A 20,382-nucleotide genomic window follows, 5' to 3' on the forward strand; every position below is an offset into this window, starting at 1 on the left:
AATATAGCAGGCCTATAACGGACTTATTCGTCGCCATATAACGGCCTCATCGTCAGCCCACTTCCCGATATTGTGTCTGTGCCCGGACTCTGGCTTGCATCCGGTTATTCATCACCTTGATCACTGCAAAGCGCGGCAGCGTCTTGCTGTTGGTCAGCACCAGTTCGTCGGTCAGGTTCAGGCAAACGCTCGCCTGATCGCCGGCTTCGATGACCATGAATTCCCCCCGACCGTGGGGCGTATCCATCCACACCAGGGATCCCATCTCCGGAATAACATGAGCCTGCTGTTCATGAAAGAACCAGCTTTGCGGCATCAGGGGTTTATAAAAACGGCTGACGGCGATGGCATTGAGGACCAGCTGGACCTGGTGGGGCGTACTCCAGTCGAGTTCAGCGGCCTTGTCCATCAACTGGTAATAGAGGGCGGCATCATCCACACAAAAAGGCTGGGTGGTGAAAGAACAGGGAACAAGTTGCCGACCTTTATATTCGGTGGCAAATATCATGCGATCGGACAAATCCAGCATCAGGCGATCATCCTGAGCGTCATAATGCCACTGCCAATTGTCATTGGGTTGAATACACATGGTGGTGCCCTTATCTAAGCCGTCCCTCGACTTTATTCCATGTCGAGAATTTGAGCAACGTTAAATAAGGGCAACCGGTTATTTTTTAAATATGGGTAACGATCTCTTTGACCAGACTCGGCCCTTTATAAATAAAGCCGCTGTAAATCTGGACAAGACTGGCACCCGCCGCCAGTTTTTCCCGAGCCGCCATGGCGCTGTCGATACCACCCACACCGATAATGGGCAGGGCGCCGTCGAGGGCCTTGGCCAAGTGGCGGATCACCTCGGTGCTCTTGTGCTGGAGCGGACGACCGCTAAGCCCGCCAGCCTCTGCGGCATGGGGCATGTCATATATCATCTCCCGCTCCAGAGTGGTATTGGTGGCGATGACACCATCAATACGGTTCTTGATCAAAGAGGCGGCTACCTGATCTATTTCATCGAGTGACAGATCCGGGGCAATTTTCACGGCCAGCGGCACATACTTTTTATATTTCTCGGCCAGCTCCTGTTGACGCTGTTTCAATGCGGCCAGCAGTTCATCCAGTGCATCGCCATATTGCAATTGACGCAGACCCGGGGTGTTTGGTGAGGAAATATTGACCGCAATATAACCGGCGTGGTCATACACCTTGTCCATGCAGAGAAGGTAATCATCCTTGCCCTGCTCGATGGGGGTGTCCTTGTTCTTGCCGATATTGATGCCGATCACCCCCTGATATTTGGCCTCTTTCACCTTGGCCACCAGGTGATCGACGCCCTTGTTGTTGAAGCCCATGCGATTGATGATCCCCTCGGCCGGGATCACCCGGAAGAGACGAGGCTTGTCATTGCCGCTCTGGGGTCTGGGGGTCACGGTACCGACCTCGATGAAACCGAACCCCATGGCGCCGAAGGCATCGATGCACTCCCCGTCTTTATCCAGACCGGCGGCCAACCCCACCGGATTGGCAAAATTAAGCCCCATGACGGTGACGGGGCGTTTGGGCAGAGAATGGCGGAAGAAACAATCAAGCGGGGTACCGAGAAGGCGGGGCAAATATTTGATGGAGAGATCGTGAGCCTGCTCCGGATTGAGTTTGAACAGGAAATGCCTGGCGAGTGGGTACAGCATGCTTGCTCCTTAAAAAAAGCCCCGGCAACTGGCCGGGGCTTTTGGGGTTATGCCGAGGTTCGGCAATTCAACTGGAGCAGGTTCAACTCTCGCAAGGCCACCGAGAACTTGGCGAACTCGTGCGTGCTCGTGGTCTTGAAGTCGGCCAACATGTGGGTCCAACGGGACAAGAGTTGCTCATGCTCCGAAATCCAGTCGGCCAGTATGGTAGCGCATTCCCCCTGCTCTTTGCACCCTTCCAGTACCACGGAGGTGAGGCTGCGTTGCTGCCAGTCCAGATCTTCGCGGAAGGAAGCCCGCGCCATCGCCTGCCAGTGGTTGCCCACCGGCTGATGGTTGATCTGCTCGAGGAACCAGTGCAGATCCAGCTTGGCGCCCAGGCGATAGTAGACGTTGGCAACCCGCAGGATGTCGGTCTTGTGCTCCGCGGCAATCTGCGCCAGATCCAGGCAGGAGAAGAGGCTGCTCATGTGGGCCACGCGACGGGCGATGGCCTCCGGCACCTGTTTCTCCATCAGGGCGGCGACAGCCTGGCGGTGTTCGGCCACTTCGCTCTCGTCCATTACCTCATAAAGGTGCTGACTCAGGGTCTCGAAGGCCGGGCGGAAGAAGGCGATGTTCTCGCCGATGCTCCAGCTGCGGTTGCGGGCGCGCAGGAACCAGCGGGTGGCGCGGCGCACGATGCGGCGGCTGTAGAACATCAGCTCGAGCTGGGTCTGGGCATCCACCCCGTTGTCACACCCTTCGATGTCACGCCACAGGGCGCCGAGGCCGAACACTTCCCGGGCCATAGCGAAGCAGCAGGCCACTTCCGCCACCGAGGCACCGGTCTCGTCCTTCATCCGGCTGGCGAAGTTGAGCCCCATGTCGTTGACCAGCATGTTGGCCACCCGGGTCGCGATGATCTCGCCTCGCAGCGGGTGCTGGGCCAGGGCCGCACCAAATTGCTGCTGCAACTGGGTCGGGAAGCTGGTGACCAGCATGTTGGCGAGGAAGGGCTCGTCGGTCACTTCCGGGCAGTTGAGCTGCTCTTTGAGCACCATCTTGCCGTAAGCCACCAGCACCGCCAGCTCGGGTCGGGTCAGCCCCTGCCCTGCCGCCATCCGCTCGGAGAGCTCCTCGTCGGAGGGGAGGAACTCGAGCGCCCGGTCCAGCTTGCCTTCCCGCTCCAGCCCCTGGATGAAGCGCTGCTGCTCTTTCAGCTGCTCGGCACCACGGAAGGCGGTCACCGAGATGGACTGTGACTGGCGGTAGGCGTTGGTGATGACCACCTGGGCCACCGCATCCGTCATCTCGTAGAGCATCTGGTTGCGCTGCTTGAGGGTCAGGTCACCGGCCGCCACCAGTTGGTTGAGCAGGATCTTGATGTTGACCTCGTTGTCGGAGCAATCCACCCCGCCCACGTTGTCGGTGAAGTCGGTGTTGATGCGACCACCCTGACTGGCGTACTCCACCCGGCCAAGCTGGGTGAAGCCCAGGTTGCCACCCTCGCCCACGATGCGGGCACGCAGGTCACGACCATTGACCCGCAGCACGTCGTTGCTGCGATCCCCGACGTCGGCGTCGCTCTCGCGGGCACTCTTCACATAGGTGCCGATGCCGCCGTTCCAGAGCAGGTCGACGTTCAGGCAGAGCAGCGCCTTGATCAGCTCGTTCGGGGCCATGCCGCTCTTGTCGGTGCCGAGCAGGGTCTGCATTTCCGGGCTCAGCTTGATGGACTTGGCAGAGCGCAGGAAGATGCCGCCCCCCTTGGAGATGAGCTCACGGTTGTAGTCATCCCAGCTGGAGCCGGGCAGCTCGAACAGGCGCTTGCGCTCGACGAAGCTCCCGGCCGCATCCGGGGTCGGGTCGACGAAGATGTGCATGTGGTTGAAAGCGCCCACCAGCTGGATGTGCTCGGAGAGCAGCATGCCGTTGCCGAACACGTCGCCGGCCATGTCGCCTATCCCCACGCAGGTGAAGTCGGTGGTCTGGCAGTTGATGCCGATCTCACGGAAGTGGCGCTTGACCGATTCCCAGGCGCCGCGGGCGGTGATGCCCATCTTCTTGTGGTCATAGCCGACCGAGCCGCCGGAGGCAAACGCATCGCCGAGCCAGTGGCCGTACTCGAGGCTGATTTCGTTGGCGATGTCGGAGAAGGTCGCGGTGCCCTTGTCGGCGGCCACGACCAGGTAATAATCATCCTCGTCGTGACGCACCACGGATTTTGGCGGGATCACCTCGCCGCCAATGATGTTGTCGGTCACGTCGAGCAGGCCGCGGATGAACAGACGGTAGCAGGCCTTGCCCTCCTCCTGGATGACGGCACGGGGGGCGCCTGCCGGCATCTGCTTGCAGTAGAAACCGCCCTTGGCACCCACCGGCACGATGACGGTGTTCTTCACCTGCTGGGCTTTCACCAGACCCAGCACCTCGGTGCGGAAGTCCTCCTTGCGATCAGACCAGCGCAGGCCGCCACGGGCCACCTTGCCCCAGCGCAGGTGTACCCCTTCCACTCGCGGGGAGTAGACGAAGATCTCGAACTTCGGCAGCGGCAGCGGCATGTCGGTGATGCTGGAGGGGGCCAGCTTGAAGGAGATGTAGGGCTTGATGTTGCCCGCCTTGTCCAGCTGGTAGTAGTTGGTGCGCAGGGTGGCGTCGATCATCTCCACATAGCGGCGAATGATGCGATCGTCATCCAGGTTGGCGACCTGATCCAGCTTGGCGGCGAGCTGCTCGTGCAGCTTGGCGGATGCCTTGGCATCTTGCGATGGCACCTTGGCGTCCTGCTTGCCGGCCGGATCCAGGCGCTGTTCGAACAGAGTGAACAGCAGCTCTGCGATATCCGGATAACGGGTCAGGGTCTCCTCGATATAGGACTGGCTGAAGGAGACGCCGGTCTGGCGCATGTATTTGGCATAGGCCCGCAGCACGGATACCTGACGACCGGTGAGGCCGGCCCCCAGCACCAGACGGTTGAAGCCGTCATCTTCCAGGGTCTTGCTCCAGATGGCGGCGAAGGCCTGCTGGAAGCGCTGCTGGCTCTGCTCCAGATCGAACGGTTGCTCACCGCGCAGCAGCATGGAGAAATCGAGGATCCAGAACACCTCGCCGGTGGGGGTCCGTACCTGATACGGGGTCTCGCCGATGACGCGCAGCCCCATGTTTTCCAGCATGGGCAGGACGTCGGAGAGGTGGATGGGTTCGCTTCGGTGGAACAGCTTGAGGCGTACCCGGCGATCGTTCTCCTCCTCCTGGGCGCGGTAGAACAGCATGCCAAGCGGCTCGGCCTCGCTCAATCCATCCAGGGCCATGATGTCGGCCACGGCAGAGCCCGGCAGCACATCTTCCTTGTAGGCACGGGGGAAGGCGGTGCTGAAACGGCGGCGCAGCTCGTTACCGCGGGCCTCGCCATAGTGGGAAAGCAGCACGGAATCCAGGCGGTCATCCCAGCTGCGGGCCGCTTCAATCAGGTTGTTCTGTACTTCGTTCACATCCACATCCACGTTGTTGTTGTTGACCCGCACTATGTAGTGGGTCCGTGCCAGCACGCCCTCGGTGAAGTAGACGTTGAACTCCACATCGATGCTGCTGCCAAAATATTTCTGCAAAATCTGCTGGGTCTTGACCCGCAGCGCCGTGTTGTAGCGCTCCTTGGTGACATAGACCATGCAGGAGAAGAAGCGGCCGTAGACGTCGCGGCGCACGAACAGGCGCAGCATGTCCCGCTCCTGCATTTCCAGCACCCCGAGACCGGTGGCCAGCAGCTCCTCTTCACGGGCCTGGATCAGCTCGTCGCGCGGGTAGGTTTCCAGCACGTTCAGCAACGCCTTGTAGGCATGGGAGCCCGACTCAAAGCCGGAGGCGGCCATGATGCGCTCGAGGCGGTGGCTGATGAGGGGGATCTGGGTCGCACTGGTGTTGTAGATGGAGGAGGCATAAAGGCCGATGAAGCGATCCTCTCCCACCACCTTGCCGTGCTCGTCGAAACGCTTGATGCCGATGTAGTCCACATAGGCCGGACGATGTACCCGGGACTTGCTGTTGGACTTGGTGAGGATCAGCAAGTCGGAACTGAGGGCCGCGTGACGGGCGCTGGCGGGCATGGTGCCGAGGCGCTGGCCTTCGTCCTTGATGGAGTTCTTCATCAGCCCCAGGCTGGACTCGGGCTGCGGCAGGATCTCGTGATCCCCCTCCACCGCCTTGACGTCGTAGCGACGATAACCCATCAGGGTGAAGTTGTGGGCGGCCACCCATTTGAGGAAGGCGACGCAGGAGTCCACCTCGGCCTGGCTGACCGGGTTCTTGCGTTTGGGCAGCTCCTCGATGATCTCGTTCAGGCGCGCCAGCATGGGCTGCCAGTCTCCCACCGCCAGGGCCACTTCCCGCGCGACCGAGTTGAGCTCGGCAGTCAGGGCGTCCATCTCCTCTTCACCGGTCAGGTGATCGATTTCGATGAGGAAGGCAGTTTCCACCGAGGTCTGCTCTGCGGTGTTGTCCAGTTCCAGGATGGCGCCAATCTTGCCGCCTTCGCCGCGGATCAGGTGCAGCGGCTGGTGCAGCATCATGTGGGCGGTGATGTTGAGACGCTTGAGGGCCATGCGGATGGAGTCCACCAGGAAGGGGGAATCCTGCAGGATGATCTCGACGATGGTATGGGGAGACTGCCATCCGTGGCGGGTCAGCTCGGGGTTGTAGACCCGGATATAGGGCTCGATGCCGGTACGGTGGTTGAGGGCATTCCACAGACTGAGGGCGGCGCCATAGAGATCGCTGTCATTGCGGTCATGCAGATCAGTGCTGGCCATGTTGCCGTAGAACTTGGCAACGAAACATTCGACCAGGGAGGCACTGTTTTTCGGCAATTTCTGGTGGATCAGACTGAGAACGTTTTCGAGCAGAACGGAGGTAGGGGCGTCTTTCAATGCCATTGCTAGTTTCCTTATCGGACGACATCACAGACACGGCGACATCCACCCAGGATGCCCACCGGTACAGAGTTGCAGCGAAGTGTAATGGCTTGGATCAAGGAAGGCGAGCAAAGGTGATAACGGGATGTTAAAAACAAGGGGCAGATCACGGCTTGGGTTGTGATAAATTTTGCCAAGTTGGCAAAATTCAGAAAATCGCACTGGATTCCGCGCCATTTACCGGATAGATAGTGACTTAAAGCAGATATTTACCCGGATTGATGTTCAAGTTTTGTTAATTTATGCGTTCTAGGGAAATGAAGCGATGATCGTCCTGGGTTTTCAGTCGAAAGTAGCCGTGAACACCGCTCTCCGACACAAAACGCCGGATTTTCTCCAACCCCAGCTCCAGAGTCAGACCCTGCTCGGTACGTACCACCAGGCGGCTCACCTGTCCCTGGTACATCAGCATGATCTCGTCGCGGCCAAGGGAGAGCCGAAAAGTGTATTGCCTCATGTCACCTCCTGGTCATCCATGAAAAACGGGCAGGAGAGCCAGGCTCCCCTGCCCGCCGTCGTGGCGCTTACTGTGCCAGCGCCTTGCTCACCTTCTCGAACAGATCCCGCGCCAGCCCGTCCAGGTTGGCCAGGCGGGTCAGCTCGGCGCGAACCAGCACCTTGCGCCCCTCATCGAGCCGCTTGAACTGGATAAGCGGGGTGATGAGGCGGGACGCCACCTGGGGATTGACCTCGTTGAGCTCGATCAAGAGATCGGTCAGGAAGCGATAGCCGCTGCCATCGGCGGCGTGGAACTGCACCTGGTTGTTCATGGCGAAGCTGCCGATGAGCGCCCGCAGCCGGTTCGGGTTGCGGATGCTGAAGGTCGGGTGCGCCATCGCCTGCTTCACGTCATCGAGCACATCCTTGGCCGGCTTGGCGCCCACCAGCCGCAGCCAGTTGTCCAGTACCAGGCCATCATGGGCCCACTTGCCTTCGAAGTCGGCCAAAAGCGCGGCGCGGCACGGCAGCAGATGGCTGTTGGCCACCTGGAGTGCAGCCAGGGTGTCGGTCATGTTGTCGGCGGCCCCGTACTGCTCGCGCACCAGGGTATCGGCCTTCGCGGCATCCAGCGCCGCCAGATAACCCAGCACCACGCCCTTGAGGGCCCGTTTGGCCATGTCGGCATGGACCACCTGATAAGCCGGCAGACGCAGGCTCTCGTAGCACGCCAGCAGGCGGTCGCCGAAGGCGTGGGCCAATGCGGTCTGGATCCCGTTGCGCACCTGGTGGATGGCGTCGATATCGGCCACCTCGAACAGCTCGGCCAGGGTCGCCTCTCCCGGCAGGGCCAGGATCTCTGCCTTGAGGGCGGGATCCAGTGCAGCCTCGTCCAGAATGGCGACAAAGGCCGCCAGCAGGGTGTGGGAGAGTTCAACCCTCTGCCCGTGCTGGACCCGCGCCACCCCGTCGATCACCGCCTTGTTGATCAGCATCTGCGCCGCATCCCAGCGGGCAAACTCGTTGCGGGCATGGCGCATCAGGAAGGCAAGGGCCTCGTCGCTGTAGTCATAGTGCAACTTGACCGGGGCGGAGAAGTCCCGCAGCAGGGAAGGTACTGGCCTGACCGGTACCCGATCGAATTCGAAAGTCTGCTGTGCTTCCAGCACGTCCAGCACATTGCCGATGGCCTTGCCCTGATATTGCAGCGGGATGACGGCACCCTGTGCATCGTAGAGCTCGATGTCGAGGGGGATATGCAGCGGCAGCTTTTGTGGCTGATCCTGGGTCGGCGGGGTGTGCTGGCTCACGTGCAGACGATAAACACCACTCGTGGCATCGTACTCGTCGGTCACGGTGAGCTCGGGGGTGCCGGACTGATTGTACCAGCGGCGGAAGCGAGCGAGATCCACCCCGGAGGCATCCTCCATCGCCTGCACGAAGTCGTCGCAGGTGGCGGCAGAGCCGTCGTGACGCTCGAAGTAGAGTCGCATGCCCGCCTGGAAGGCGTCCTCCCCCAGCAGGGTGTGCATCATTCGGATCACTTCAGAGCCCTTCTCGTAGACGGTCAGGGTGTAGAAGTTGTTCATCTCGATCACCACATCCGGGCGGATGGGGTGGGCCATGGGGCCGGCATCTTCGGCAAACTGCGGACCGCGCACGGTGCGCACGTTGTTGATGCGGTTGACGCCGCGCGACCCCAGATCGGAGGAGAACTCCTGATCCCGGAACACCGTCAGCCCCTCTTTGAGGCTTAACTGGAACCAGTCGCGGCAGGTGACGCGGTTGCCGGTCCAGTTGTGGAAATATTCGTGACCGATCACCCGCTCGATGCCGTGGTAGTCCGCATCGGTGGCAGTGGCCGGGTTGGCCAGCACGAACTTGGAGTTGAAGATGTTGAGCCCCTTGTTCTCCATGGCCCCCATGTTGAAGAAGTCCACCGCCACGATCATGTAGATGTCGAGGTCATACTCGAGGCCGAAACGCTGCTCGTCCCAGCGCATGGAGTTGATGAGGCTCTCCATGGCGAAACCGGCGCGGTCCAGGTTGCCCTTGTCCACGAAGATCTCGAGCGCCACCTGGCGGCCGCTTTTGGTAATGAAGTGGTTGCGTTCCACATCGAAGTCACCGGCCACCAGGGCAAACAGGTAACTCGGTTTGGGGAAGGGATCCTGCCACTGCACGAAGTGGCGACCGTCGTCCAGATCGCCGCTCGCGACCTTGTTGCCGTTGGAGAGCAGATAGGGGTACTTGGCCTTGTCGGCGGTGATGCGGGTACTGTAACGGGCCAGGATGTCCGGCCTGTCCATGTAATAGGTGATACGACGAAAGCCCTCGGCCTCGCACTGGGTGCAATAGGCATCGCCGGATTTGTAGAGCCCCTCCAGCGCCGTGTTGGCGGCGGGATCGATGTCGGTGACCACGGTCAGCACGCACTCGGCCGGCAGGTTGAACAGGGTCAGACAGCTCTCTCCCTGCTCGTATTGCTGATAGGGCACGCCATCCACACTGACGCTGACAAGGTCAAGCCCCTCGCCGTCCAGCACCAGGGGTTCGTTGTGATCGCCGCTGCGACGCAAACGGGAGATGGCGGTGACCCGGGTCAGGGGCTCTTGCAGCTGAAAATCGAGATCCAGGCTGTCACACCAATAGAGGGGAGCCTGGTAATCCTGGCGATATTTGGCCGTCATGGCCTGAGGTTGTTCAGTCATTATTGTGTGCTTCCACGCTTTGTTATTGACGTGTCAGAGGCTGTCACAAGGCTCGGACAGGGTCAAATAGTTTGCATTCAGGCAAAAGAAAGGGCGACCCGAGTCGCCCTTGTCATTTCGTTGCCAGCATCAGCTCTTCTTGCTGAGGGTGGCCAGATCCGCCGTGATGTTGGCCGCTTCCACCTGGTATTCGTCAGGTGCCTCGAAATCGGTCGGCAGTTCATCCAGGCTCTTCACCGTCGGCTTGCCAAGACGGGTCAGCCGCTCATTGGCTCGCGCCAGCGCCTTCTCGTCCTGTTTGGCCTGTTCATCCAGCCGCTCAGCTTCGTTCAGGGAGACCGACTTCTTGTCCTTGTCCGCCTGATACTCCTTGATGTCCTGCAGCACATAGGCAAATTCCGGATCCTTGGTGATCCGTGCCTCGTGGGCCGCTTTCAGCTTGGGCAGCAGGCTGGAGAAGTCCCCCAGTCGCTCGTAGCTGGCCGAGGCGATCTTGTCCCAGGGCAAGGCGTTGAACTCGCGGCTCTCCCCCGTCTCCCCCGGCGCGACCGCAGTCGGGAAGGCGATATCGGGTGCAACTCCCTTGTTCTGGGTGCTGCCGCCATCGATACGGTAGAACTTGGCGATGGTGTACTGCACGTGACCCAGCGGCTGCTCGTAGAAGTCATAGACCTTGGCGAGGCTGCGATGCTGCTGCACCGTCCCCTTGCCGAACGAGTTTTCGCCGAGGATCAGCGCACGACCATAGTCCTGCATGGCGGCAGCGAAGATCTCGGAGGCCGAGGCGCTGTAGCGGTCGATCATCACCGACATGGGGCCACCGTAGTAGACATTGCCGTCGTCGTCGCCATTGACGGTGATGCGACCCATGTGATCACGGATCTGCACCACGGGGCCGCTGGCAAAGAAGAGACCGCTCAGGGCGGAAGCTTCCGTCAGGGCACCGCCACCGTTGCCGCGCAGATCGACGATGAGGCCGTCGATCTTCTGCTTGTTGAGGCTGGAGATCTCCTTGATCACGTCGTCGTGCAGGTTGACGTAGAAGCTCGGGATCTCGAGCACGCCGATCTTCTTGCCCTCGGCGGTGATCACCTTGGACTTGGCGGCTCTGTCTTCCAGACGCACCTTGTCACGCACCAGCTCCACCAGCTCTGTCTTGGCGGTCGCGCCCTTGCCGCGCTGGATCTCCAGCTTCACCTTGCTGCCCTTGGGCCCCTTGATGAGCTCGACCACGTCGTCAAGACGCCAGCCTATGACATCCACAATCTTGCCGTCGTCCTGCCCCACCCCGGTGATCTTGTCATCGGGTTTCAGGTGATTGGACTTGGCCGCCGGGCCACCGGGCACCAGGGAGCGGATGACGGTGAAGTCATCTTCCGCCTGCAGCACGGCACCAATCCCCTCCAGCGAGAGGTTCATCTCGGTGTTGAACCGATCGGCGCTGCGCGGAGACAGATAGCTAGTGTGCGGTTCGATGGCGCGGGCGAAGGAGTTCATGAAGAGCTGGAACACGTCCTCGCTCTCGGTCTGGGACATCCGCTTGATGGCGTTGTTGTAACGCTTGCCAAGCAGCTCCTTGATCTCGGGCCACTCCTTGCCGCTGAGCTTGAGGCTCAGGGCATCGAACTTGACCCGCTGACGCCACAGCTCGTTGAGCTCGGCTTCATCCTTGGGCCAGGGAGCCCCTTCCCGATCGAAGACGTAATTGTCTTTCTGGGTAAAATCGAAGGGAGTGTCGAGCAGTTTGAGGGCGTATTCGAACCGCTCGTACCGCCGCTGCTGACTCAGGTTGAACATCTCGTAGGCCGGAGCCAGTCGCCCTCGCTCGAGGTCGGTGTCAAAACCGGTACGATATTTCTCAAAACGGCTGATGTCAGAGGCCAGAAACAGGTTGCGGCTGTAGTCCAGATTCTCCAGATACTTGTCAAAGATCACGGAGGAAAAGGCGTCGTCCAGCTTGAACTGTTTGTAGTGGGAGCGGGTAAACAGATTGGCAATTCGCTTGCTGGCCGTAGCATGTTGGCTCTCTTGAGCCAACACAGGCAAATCACTTTCCTTGAGCACCGGCTCGATGGCCTGTGCGAGCCCGGCAAGCGCCAGGCTACAGGCAACGAGTGAAAAACGAATCACGCCATGCTTCAACATTCGTCTCCTTAGAGAACCAGATGCTCGAACTTGACCCGCAACATCATGCCGGTCTGCAATTGAACCTGTACGTCATCCTTGGTCACTTCCTTGATGGTCGCAGGCACAGGGGACTTGCCCAGCACGACGCGCACGCCCTGCTCGACTTTCAGAGTAGCGGCATCCACTTTCACCAGCGGCGCATCAGCGACCGGTGCAGCCTTGGGAGCAGGGGCGGACTTGGGCTTGTCGGAGCGGGGAGCGTCAGCCTTGCGCGGCGCGTTGCGACGCGGCTGCTTGGGCTTGTCTTCCTTCTCCTTGGTGTTGGTGCGGCGGCTGGCAAAGACACGTTCCTTGCTCTCCTTGAGCGCCTGTTTGGCATGCTCGATGTGCTCTTCGGTGAGCAGCTCGCCCGGGTTGCCGTCCAGATCGACACGGGCCTGGCCAGCCTTGAGGCCATGCAGGTAACGCCAGCTGGAGGTGTATTGACGCAGAGCAGAGCGCAGCATGGTCTTGGAGACTCTCTCGTCATCAGCAAGACGCGCGGCCAGATCCTGGAAGATGCCAATCTTGAGTGGCTTGGCCTCTCCTTCAGCGATGAAGCAGGCCGGGAATTTCTCGACCAGGTAGGCGACGATCTCTTTACTGTTCTTCAGCTTTTCAGTGTTTTCCATGTATAACCTTGGCTTTCATATAGACGCACGGGCATGCCCGAACACAACAAAGGCCCCATTATAGAGAGCTTGGGACCTTTTGCGAACCATCTAGCAATGACTTAGAGCATGCTTTCCAAAATTTGCACCGTTTCTTCGAGGCCAATCCGGTCCTGCTCGTCAAAGCGGTTAAAGATTGGACTGTCGATGTCCAGCACCCCGATGATCTTCCCGCCACGGCGCAGCGGGATCACGATTTCCGAGTTGCTGGCACCGTCGCACGCAATGTGCCCCGCGAACTGGTGCACGTCGTCCACCAGCTGGGTCTTGCCCTCGGCAACCGCAGTGCCACAGACGCCGCGCCCGACCGGGATGCGCACACAGGCCGGCTTGCCCTGGAACGGGCCGAGCACCAGGGTCTCGCCCTGCAGCAGGTAGAAACCAACCCAGTTGATGTCAGCCAGTTCCTGATTGAGCAGGGCAGACAGGTTTGCCAGGGTGGCGATCATGTCGGGTTCGCCCTCCAGCAATGCCTGGGCCTGCTGGTTGAGCGTGCGATAAAATGCTTGTTTTTCAATCATGATTAAATGAACTTCACTCCTTGATAATCAATGCAAGGTACCGTCCTGCCTGAAAATTTCAAATCAATTTTCAATTATCCCCCCTCCTGGGGCCCGATGAGATGCCGTTCAACGTGCCGCGCCCAACGTCAGTTGATGGCGCTGGCCATTGCTCCACTCGATGGTCAGGAGCCAGTCCATCGCCTCGGTCGTACAACTTCCCACCTGGGTCACCCCTCGCCACCCCGTTTGGCTGGGTTCAAACAGCACGGGGATGAGCCCCATGAACATATCCTTGCCCTCGAGCCAGGCCTTGACCGGCGTGATGGCCGGCACACCCCCTTGAAGGCGCAGGACAAAGTCATGTTCAGGGCGGATCGGCAAGCCATCGATGCTGACCGTCAGCGGGCGATCCCCGACGATGAGGCGGCAGGGGCTGTGGGACAGATCACAAATCTGAACATTGGTGCCCTCTGCATGGTCGCTTCCAGTGCCTGAAAACCAGGTTCGATAGGCCATCAGGGAGAGCAAAATGACCAGCACCATGGACAGGTGGACGATTTTGCGTGAAGTGAGTCTCTCTTTCATGAAAAAACAGCTCTGTAAGGTACTTTGAAAATGTAATTTTCGTGATCTGGCGCAAGGTAAAAACTGGCGGACATGAGACCCGCTGGAGCCAAATATATCACTGTTTGTACTGTTATTTTACCGGTCATTTCAGTATCATTCTCAATGGATTTTCATTTAACCACCTTTTGCTTTTCCTTTTATTAACAGATGTTAACGAGAGGATTTTGCAAAACCGGGGTGAAAATGGCCCAGGACACCGGGCAACACAAACAACAGCATCGGAAGCGGAATACAACGATGAGCCATACAACAAACCACCCTGAGTACAACTACACCGTTGTGCGCCAGTTCACCGTCATGACGATTGTCTGGGGTATCGTCGGCATGTCGGTGGGTGTATTGATTGCAGCCCAGCTGATCTGGCCTGCCCTCAACTTCGACACCCCCTGGCTGACGTACAGTCGTCTGCGTCCCCTGCATACCAATGCGGTCATCTTCGCATTTGGTTGCAGCGCCCTGATGGCCACCTCCTTCTACGTGGTGCAGCGCACCTGTCAGGTCCGACTGTTTGGTGGTCCCCTCGCCTCCTTCGTGTTCTGGGGCTGGCAGGCGATCATTCTGTCTGCAGCCATCTCGCTGCCGCTGGGGTACACCACCTCCAAAGAGTACGCCGAGCTGGAGTGGCCCATCGACATCGCCATCGCCGTGGTCTGGGTGAGCTATGCCATCGTCTTCTTCGGCACCCTGGTCAAGCGCACCACCTCCCACATCTATGTGGCGAACTGGTTCTTCGGTGCCTTCATCATCACGGTGGCCGTACTGCACATCGTCAACAACATGGAAGTGCCGCTCTCCGGCATGAAGTCCTACTCCATGTACTCCGGTGCCATGGATGCCATGGTGCAGTGGTGGTATGGCCACAACGCGGTGGGCTTCCTGCTGACGGCGGGCTTCCTTGGCATGATGTACTATTTCGTGCCCAAGCAGGCGGGTCGCCCCGTCTACTCCTACCGCCTCTCCATCGTGCACTTCTGGGCGCTGATCTCCCTCTATATCTGGGCCGGTCCGCACCACCTGCACTATACCGCCCTGCCTGACTGGGCCCAGTCGCTGGGCATGGTGATGTCCCTCATCCTGTTCGTGCCCTCCTGGGGCGGCATGATCAACGGCATCATGACCCTCTCGGGTGCCTGGCACAAGCTGCGTTATGACCCCATCCTGCGCTTCCTGATCGTCTCCCTGTCGTTCTACGGCATGTCGACCTTCGAAGGCCCCATGATGGCGATCAAGACCGTCAACGCCCTCTCCCACTACACCGACTGGACTATCGGTCACGTTCACTCCGGTGCCCTGGGCTGGGTTGCCATGGTGTCCATCGGTGCCGTCTACCACCTGATCCCGAACCTGTTCGGGCAGGGGCGCATGTACAGCATCAAGCTCATCAACGTCCACTTCTGGCTGGCCACCGTGGGCACCGTGCTCTATATCGTCGCCATGTGGATTTCCGGTGTGATGCAGGGCCTGATGTGGCGTGCGGTCAACGACGACGGCACCCTGACCTACAGCTTCGTGGAGGCGCTGCAAGCTTCCTATCCCTTCTACTTCGTGCGCTTCCTGGGTGGCTGCTTCTTCGTCACCGGCATGCTGCTGATGGCCTACAACGCCTATCGCACCGTCACTGCGCCCAAGGGTTCTCTGGAACCCGTCGCACAGCCAGCCTGATTTGAAGGGGTTTAAAGCATGAGCAACAACAACCGTCACGAGATTTTTGAAAAAAGCGTCCCCATGCTGGTGATTGGCATCATCTTCGCCATCAGCCTGGGGGGCCTGGTGGAAATCACCCCCCTGTTCTTCCAGAAGCAGACCAACGAGCCGGTGGAGGGCCTCAAGCCCTACACCGCCCTGCAGATGGAAGGACGCGACATCTACATCCGCGAAGGCTGCACCGTCTGCCACAGCCAGATGATCCGCCCGTTCCGCGCCGAGACCGAACGCTACGGCCACTACTCGGTTGCCGGCGAGAGCGTCTGGGAGCACCCCTTCCTGTGGGGCTCCAAGCGTACCGGCCCGGATCTGGCCCGGGTCGGCGGCCGCTACTCCGATGACTGGCATCGCGCCCACCTCATCAACCCGCGTGACGTGGTGCCCGAGTCCAACATGCCGGCCTTCCCCTGGCTCGAGACCAATGTGCTGAGCGGCGAGCTGACCGGCAAAAAGCTGGCTCTGTTCCGGGATCACTTCGGCGTGCCCTATACCGATGCCGACATCGCCGGTGCCGGTGAGGCCGTCAAGGGCAAGACCGAGCTGGATGCGCTGATCGCCTATCTGCAATCACTGGGCCATGCCCTGAAATAAGGAGTCGGGATATGGATTACGGCACATTTCGCGGCCTGTACACCCTGCTGCTGATGGTCATCATGATTGGCATCATCGTCTGGGCCTACAGCAAGCGCCGCAAGGCTTCTTTCGACGAGGCCGCCAACCTGGTTTTTGCCGATGACGAGCAACCCAGTGCTGATAACAAGAACGCAGGAGCGAAGCAATAATGAGCACTCTGTTTAGCATTTTTGTGACCGTCATAAGCCTTGGCACCATTCTCGGCTGCTTCCTGCTGCTGGCCTGGTGCATGAAGGACAAGATGGGGGCCGAAGAGGGCAAACCCATGGGTCACACCTTCGACGGCATCGAGGAGATCAACAATCCCCTGCCGAAGTGGTGGTCCTATATGTTCCTCTTCTTCATCGTCACCGGGCTCATCTACCTGCTCGCCTTCCCGGGCCTTGGCAACTTCAAGGGTCTGCTGGGCTGGCAGAGCTCCAACCAGGATGTGCGTTCCCTGGCCGAGTCCAAGGCGGCGGCCGAGTCTGCCAAGGCCGAAGGACGCGCGGTGGAATACGACCGGGAACTTGCCAAGGCCGACGAGATCTACGGCGCCAAGTTCCGCGAGCTGACCTATCAGGCTGACGGCAAGAGCTACAAGGAGATCACCGAGATCGCCAAGGATCCGGAAGCCCTGAAGGTGGGTCAGCGCCTGTTCCTGCAAAACTGTTCCCAGTGTCATGGCTCCGATGCCCGCGGTGGTCGCGGTTTCCCGAACCTGACCGACAGCGAATGGCAGTGGGGCGGCGCACCCGACCAGATCAAGACCACCATCATGGGCGGTCGTCAGGGGATCATGGCCGCCTGGGGCGAGATCCTGGGTCAGGACGGGGTGAAGGAGGTTGCCTCCTATGTGCTGAGCCTCTCCGGTCGCAAGGTTGATCTGGTGGAAGCCAAGAAAGGGGAGGCACGCTTTGCCATGTGCGCCGCCTGCCACGGTCCGGATGCCAAGGGCGGCATCGCCTTCGGCGCACCGGATCTCACCAACAACATCTGGCTCTATGGCGGCTCCCGTCAGGTGGTCGAACAGACCATCACCCACGGTCGTCACGGCGTGATGCCGGCCTGGAAGGACATTCTGGGGGAAGACAAGGTACATCTGCTCGCTTCCTACGTTTACAGCTTGTCCCACAACGATCGGCAAAATCAGCAGTAACATGTGATAAGCACGTGATTAATCAGCAAAAAGCCTCGACTCTTCGAGGCTTTTTGTTATCTTGTGTTGGCTGAATTACCGCCATTTCGTTAACCATTTGTTTCGGTAGCATCATGACTCAACCCTGGTATCGCCAATTCTGGCCCTGGTTCATCATCGCCCTCCCCTGCGCCGCCGTGGTAGGCAGCATCGCCACCGCCATCATTGCCAGCAAGGATGGGGTCAACCTGGTGGCGGAGGACTACTACAAGCAGGGCAAGGAGATTAACCAGGATCTCAGCAAGTTCGATCGCGCCGAGGCGCTCGGCATCCGTATCGCCCTCAATGTCAGCGACAAGGAGCTGACGTTAAATCCACTGTCCGGGGATTTCCCCCTCGGGCAGGCACTGCACCTCTCCCTGTTTCATCCCACGTTGGCGGGCCTGGACAGCGAACATCTGCTGACGGCCGATGGCAAGGGAGTCTATCGCCTGATGCTCGACAAGCCCCTCACCGGCAAGTGGCACGTGCGGGTCGATGCCTTCAACCATGAATGGCGCCTCCAGGAGACGGCACAACTGCCGACTCAGACAGTGATTGAGCTCGATCCCAAGGGACGTTGAATCACGAAGGCAGGGTGATCGGCACGCCGGTCAGCCGCCCTTCTCCCCGACCCGGCCTGCAGGGCTGCATCAAAGAGGGATGATCACCATGACCGGCTGTTTTCACTGTGGTGAACCGGTTCCCACTGGCAGTAACTTTACTCTCGAGATCAAAGGCATCGTTCAGCCGATGTGCTGCCCTGGCTGCCAGGCCGTGGCACAGACCATTCTCGAATGCGGCCTCGCCAGTTATTACGAACACCGCACCGCTCCCGGCATCAAGGGGGAGCTGGTGCCCGAAGAGCTCGCCGCCCTCACCCACTACGATCTGGCGGAGGTGCAGCAGGAGTTCGTCACCGACACCGGTACGGGTCGCGAAACTACGCGCGAGATCCAGCTGACGGTGGAAGGCTTGACCTGCGCCGCCTGTGCCTGGCTCATCGAGCGGCACCTGATGACCCTGCGCGGTCTGCGTTACATCAACGTCAATACCACCACCCATCGCGCCCGCATCAAGTGGGATCCGGCCCAGCTCTCTTTGAGCGACATTCTCAAGGGCTTTGCCAGGGTCGGCTATCGCGCCTATCCCTTCCAGACTCATCAGCAGGAAGCACTCTACGCCAAAGAGGTGCGCAGCTACATGTTCCGCATGGCGCTGGCCGGGCTTGGATCCATGCAGGTGATGATGTGCGCCGTGGCACTTTACATGGACCTCTTCATCAGCGTGGAAGAGGAGTTCATGATCTACTTCAAGTGGATAAGCCTTCTGCTCTCCACCCCCATCATGATCTACTCGGCCCAGCCTTTTTACGTGGGGGCATGGCGCAGCCTGAAGCAGGGGCACCTCTCCATGGATGTTTCGGTGTCGCTGGCACTGATCGGCGCCTTCGTCGCCTCCATCTGGGCCACGGTCTTCAACACGGGTGAGGTCTATTACGACTCCATCACCATGTTCGTCTTTTTCCTGCTGTTGGGCCGTCTGCTGGAACTGCGAGCGAGGCGCAAGGCGTCGGAGTCGAGCTCCAACCTGGCGCGTCTGGTGCCCATCATGGCGACCCGCATCGATGATGACGGCGAACACGAGGTGGCCGCCAAGACGCTGCGAGTCGGAGACAGGGTGCGGGTACTCGCGGGGGCCACCCTGCCGGCAGACGGCATCGTCACCTTGGGCCAGGCCAGCCTCAACGAATCCATGCTGACTGGCGAACAGTTGCCTCTGCTCAAGCAGGCCGGGGATCCCGTCTATGCAGGCACCATCAATACCGATGCCCCCCTGGAGATCCGGGTCAGCCATCCCATTGAAGAGTCGCGCCTGGCCCAGATCATGCGCCTGCAGGATCATGCTTTGGACGACAAGCCCGCCATCGCCCAACTGGCGGACGTGCTGTCGCGCCACTTTATCCTGGTGCTCCTGATCATTGCGGCCGCGGTCTGGACCTTCTGGCATTTTCATCAGCCCGAGCGGGCCTTCTGGGTCACCCTGGCGGTGCTGGTCGCGACCTGTCCCTGCGCCCTCTCGCTGGCCACCCCGACCGCACTGACCACGGCCACTGCCAACCTGACCCGCAGCGGCATTCTGCTGCGCCGCGGCCACGTGCTGGACATTCTGACCCGGGCCAACCGCATCGTGATGGACAAGACGGGAACTCTGACTACGGGCAACATCAGCCTGGTGAACACCCAGCCCCTCGGCGAGCTCGACGCAGCCCGCTGCCTCGCCCTCGCCCAGGCCCTGGAGACCTACTCCGAGCACCCCATCGCCCGTGCGTTTCGAAGCAAACCACTGGCGGACGGGGTGCCGCTCGCCGCCAGCGACGTCACCCCCGTCATCGGCCACGGCGTGCAGGGAGTGATTGAGGGCAAGCATTACCGCATCGGCAGTGCACACTGGCTCGAACTGGCGCAAGAAGAGAATGCCGCTCAAGGACTGGCCATCTATCTGGCCGATGAACACGGACTGCTGGCCCGTTTCATCCTGGCCGACACGCTGCGCCCCGATGCCGGTGCGCTGATCCAGGCCTTCAAGGAGGCAGGCCTGCAAACCACCATTCTCACCGGCGACGGTTCGGACCAGGCGGACATGCTGGCCCGCGAGCTGGGGGTCGATGAGCTGGTAAAAGGGGTCACCCCGGACGGCAAACTGGCCTATCTCAAGGCCCGTGAAGCGGCCGGGGATATCAGCATCATGGTAGGAGATGGCATCAACGACGCCCCTGTGCTGGCTGGCGCCCACGCGTCCTTTGCCATGGCGGGGGGCACGGATCTGGCCAAGAACAGCGCCGACGCCATCCTGCTGGCCGACGATCTCTCCCGTCTGCTGGCCGCCCGGGCCCTGGCCCTGCGCACTCGCAAGATCATCAAGGAGAACTTTGCCTGGTCCATCGGCTACAACCTGCTTGTGCTGCCGCTGGCGGCCAGTGGCTGGCTCCCCCCTTATCTGGCGGCTGCTGGCATGTCCCTGAGCTCCCTCATCGTGGTCACCAACTCCATGCGGCTCAATCGATGAGCAAGCGGGGAAAACGCTGAACATGTGGCCTGCCACCGATGCAGGCCACATATTTCACTGATAGCGGCTG

15 protein-coding genes are annotated in these 20,382 nt (G+C 60.2%); 6 read left to right on the top strand and 9 right to left on the bottom strand.

Annotated features, from left to right (window positions below):
- Positions 1-52: 52 nt before the first annotated feature.
- From AB5Y47_RS12165 to AB5Y47_RS12205, 9 genes are all read right to left on the bottom strand, one after another.
- On the bottom strand, positions 53-589 hold the full coding sequence (locus AB5Y47_RS12165) for a cell division protein ZapC (protein WP_041211431.1): 537 nt from the start codon (positions 587-589) through the stop codon (positions 53-55).
- Positions 590-674: 85 nt separating this feature from the next.
- Entirely contained in the window at positions 675-1,685 is a 1,011-nt protein-coding gene (gene pyrD / locus AB5Y47_RS12170) for a quinone-dependent dihydroorotate dehydrogenase (RefSeq protein ID WP_039040791.1), read from the bottom strand.
- Positions 1,686-1,732: 47 nt separating this feature from the next.
- Positions 1,733-6,595 carry an NAD-glutamate dehydrogenase gene (locus tag AB5Y47_RS12175; RefSeq protein WP_319896585.1) on the bottom strand — a complete coding sequence of 1,621 codons (4,863 nt, stop codon included), beginning with the start codon at positions 6,593-6,595 and terminating at the stop codon, positions 1,733-1,735.
- 274 nt (positions 6,596-6,869) lie between these two features.
- On the bottom strand, positions 6,870-7,091 hold the full coding sequence (locus tag AB5Y47_RS12180; RefSeq protein WP_151027405.1) for a DUF2835 family protein: 222 nt from the start codon (positions 7,089-7,091) through the stop codon (positions 6,870-6,872).
- A 67-nt stretch (positions 7,092-7,158) separates the two neighbouring features.
- On the bottom strand, positions 7,159-9,783 hold the full coding sequence (gene pepN, locus AB5Y47_RS12185; protein ID WP_319896584.1) for an aminopeptidase N: 2,625 nt from the start codon (positions 9,781-9,783) through the stop codon (positions 7,159-7,161).
- A 129-nt stretch (positions 9,784-9,912) separates the two neighbouring features.
- Positions 9,913-11,928 carry a carboxy terminal-processing peptidase gene (gene prc, locus AB5Y47_RS12190; protein WP_219603624.1) on the bottom strand — a complete coding sequence of 672 codons (2,016 nt, stop codon included), beginning with the start codon at positions 11,926-11,928 and terminating at the stop codon, positions 9,913-9,915.
- A gap of 8 nt (positions 11,929-11,936) precedes the next feature.
- Positions 11,937-12,581 carry an RNA chaperone ProQ gene (gene proQ, locus AB5Y47_RS12195; RefSeq protein WP_010674770.1) on the bottom strand — a complete coding sequence of 215 codons (645 nt, stop codon included), beginning with the start codon at positions 12,579-12,581 and terminating at the stop codon, positions 11,937-11,939.
- Positions 12,582-12,682: 101 nt separating this feature from the next.
- Entirely contained in the window at positions 12,683-13,141 is a 459-nt protein-coding gene (locus AB5Y47_RS12200; protein WP_219603625.1) for a GAF domain-containing protein, read from the bottom strand.
- Between the two features lie 108 nt (positions 13,142-13,249).
- Positions 13,250-13,708, bottom strand: coding sequence for a hypothetical protein (locus AB5Y47_RS12205; RefSeq protein ID WP_124243803.1), 459 nt, complete (start codon positions 13,706-13,708; stop codon positions 13,250-13,252).
- 279 nt (positions 13,709-13,987) lie between these two features.
- Here AB5Y47_RS12205 and ccoN point away from each other — a divergent pair, with 279 nt between their 5' ends.
- The 6 genes from ccoN to AB5Y47_RS12235 all read left to right on the top strand — a co-directional run bounded on the left by ccoN (position 13,988) and on the right by AB5Y47_RS12235 (position 20,312).
- Positions 13,988-15,412, top strand: coding sequence for a cytochrome-c oxidase, cbb3-type subunit I (gene ccoN, locus AB5Y47_RS12210; RefSeq protein ID WP_010674773.1), 1,425 nt, complete (start codon positions 13,988-13,990; stop codon positions 15,410-15,412).
- An 18-nt stretch (positions 15,413-15,430) separates the two neighbouring features.
- Positions 15,431-16,045: a cytochrome-c oxidase, cbb3-type subunit II gene (gene ccoO / locus AB5Y47_RS12215; protein WP_010674774.1), complete on the top strand. Its 615-nt coding sequence runs from the start codon at positions 15,431-15,433 to the stop codon at positions 16,043-16,045.
- Positions 16,046-16,056: 11 nt separating this feature from the next.
- Positions 16,057-16,236 carry a CcoQ/FixQ family Cbb3-type cytochrome c oxidase assembly chaperone gene (locus AB5Y47_RS12220; protein WP_010674775.1) on the top strand — a complete coding sequence of 60 codons (180 nt, stop codon included), beginning with the start codon at positions 16,057-16,059 and terminating at the stop codon, positions 16,234-16,236.
- Positions 16,236-17,225 carry a cytochrome-c oxidase, cbb3-type subunit III gene (ccoP, locus tag AB5Y47_RS12225; protein ID WP_039040785.1) on the top strand — a complete coding sequence of 330 codons (990 nt, stop codon included), beginning with the start codon at positions 16,236-16,238 and terminating at the stop codon, positions 17,223-17,225. Before AB5Y47_RS12220 ends, ccoP begins: the two co-directional genes overlap by 1 nt.
- Before the next feature lie 113 nt (positions 17,226-17,338).
- On the top strand, positions 17,339-17,827 hold the full coding sequence (locus AB5Y47_RS12230; protein ID WP_219603627.1) for a FixH family protein: 489 nt from the start codon (positions 17,339-17,341) through the stop codon (positions 17,825-17,827).
- Between the two features lie 88 nt (positions 17,828-17,915).
- A complete protein-coding gene (locus tag AB5Y47_RS12235) occupies positions 17,916-20,312 on the top strand; it encodes a heavy metal translocating P-type ATPase metal-binding domain-containing protein (protein WP_124243800.1) in 2,397 nt (798 codons plus the stop codon).
- Positions 20,313-20,382: the final 70 nt, after the last annotated feature.

Source organism: Aeromonas sp. R7-2, assembly GCF_040908105.1.
GTDB lineage: Bacteria > Pseudomonadota > Gammaproteobacteria > Enterobacterales > Aeromonadaceae > Aeromonas > Aeromonas caviae.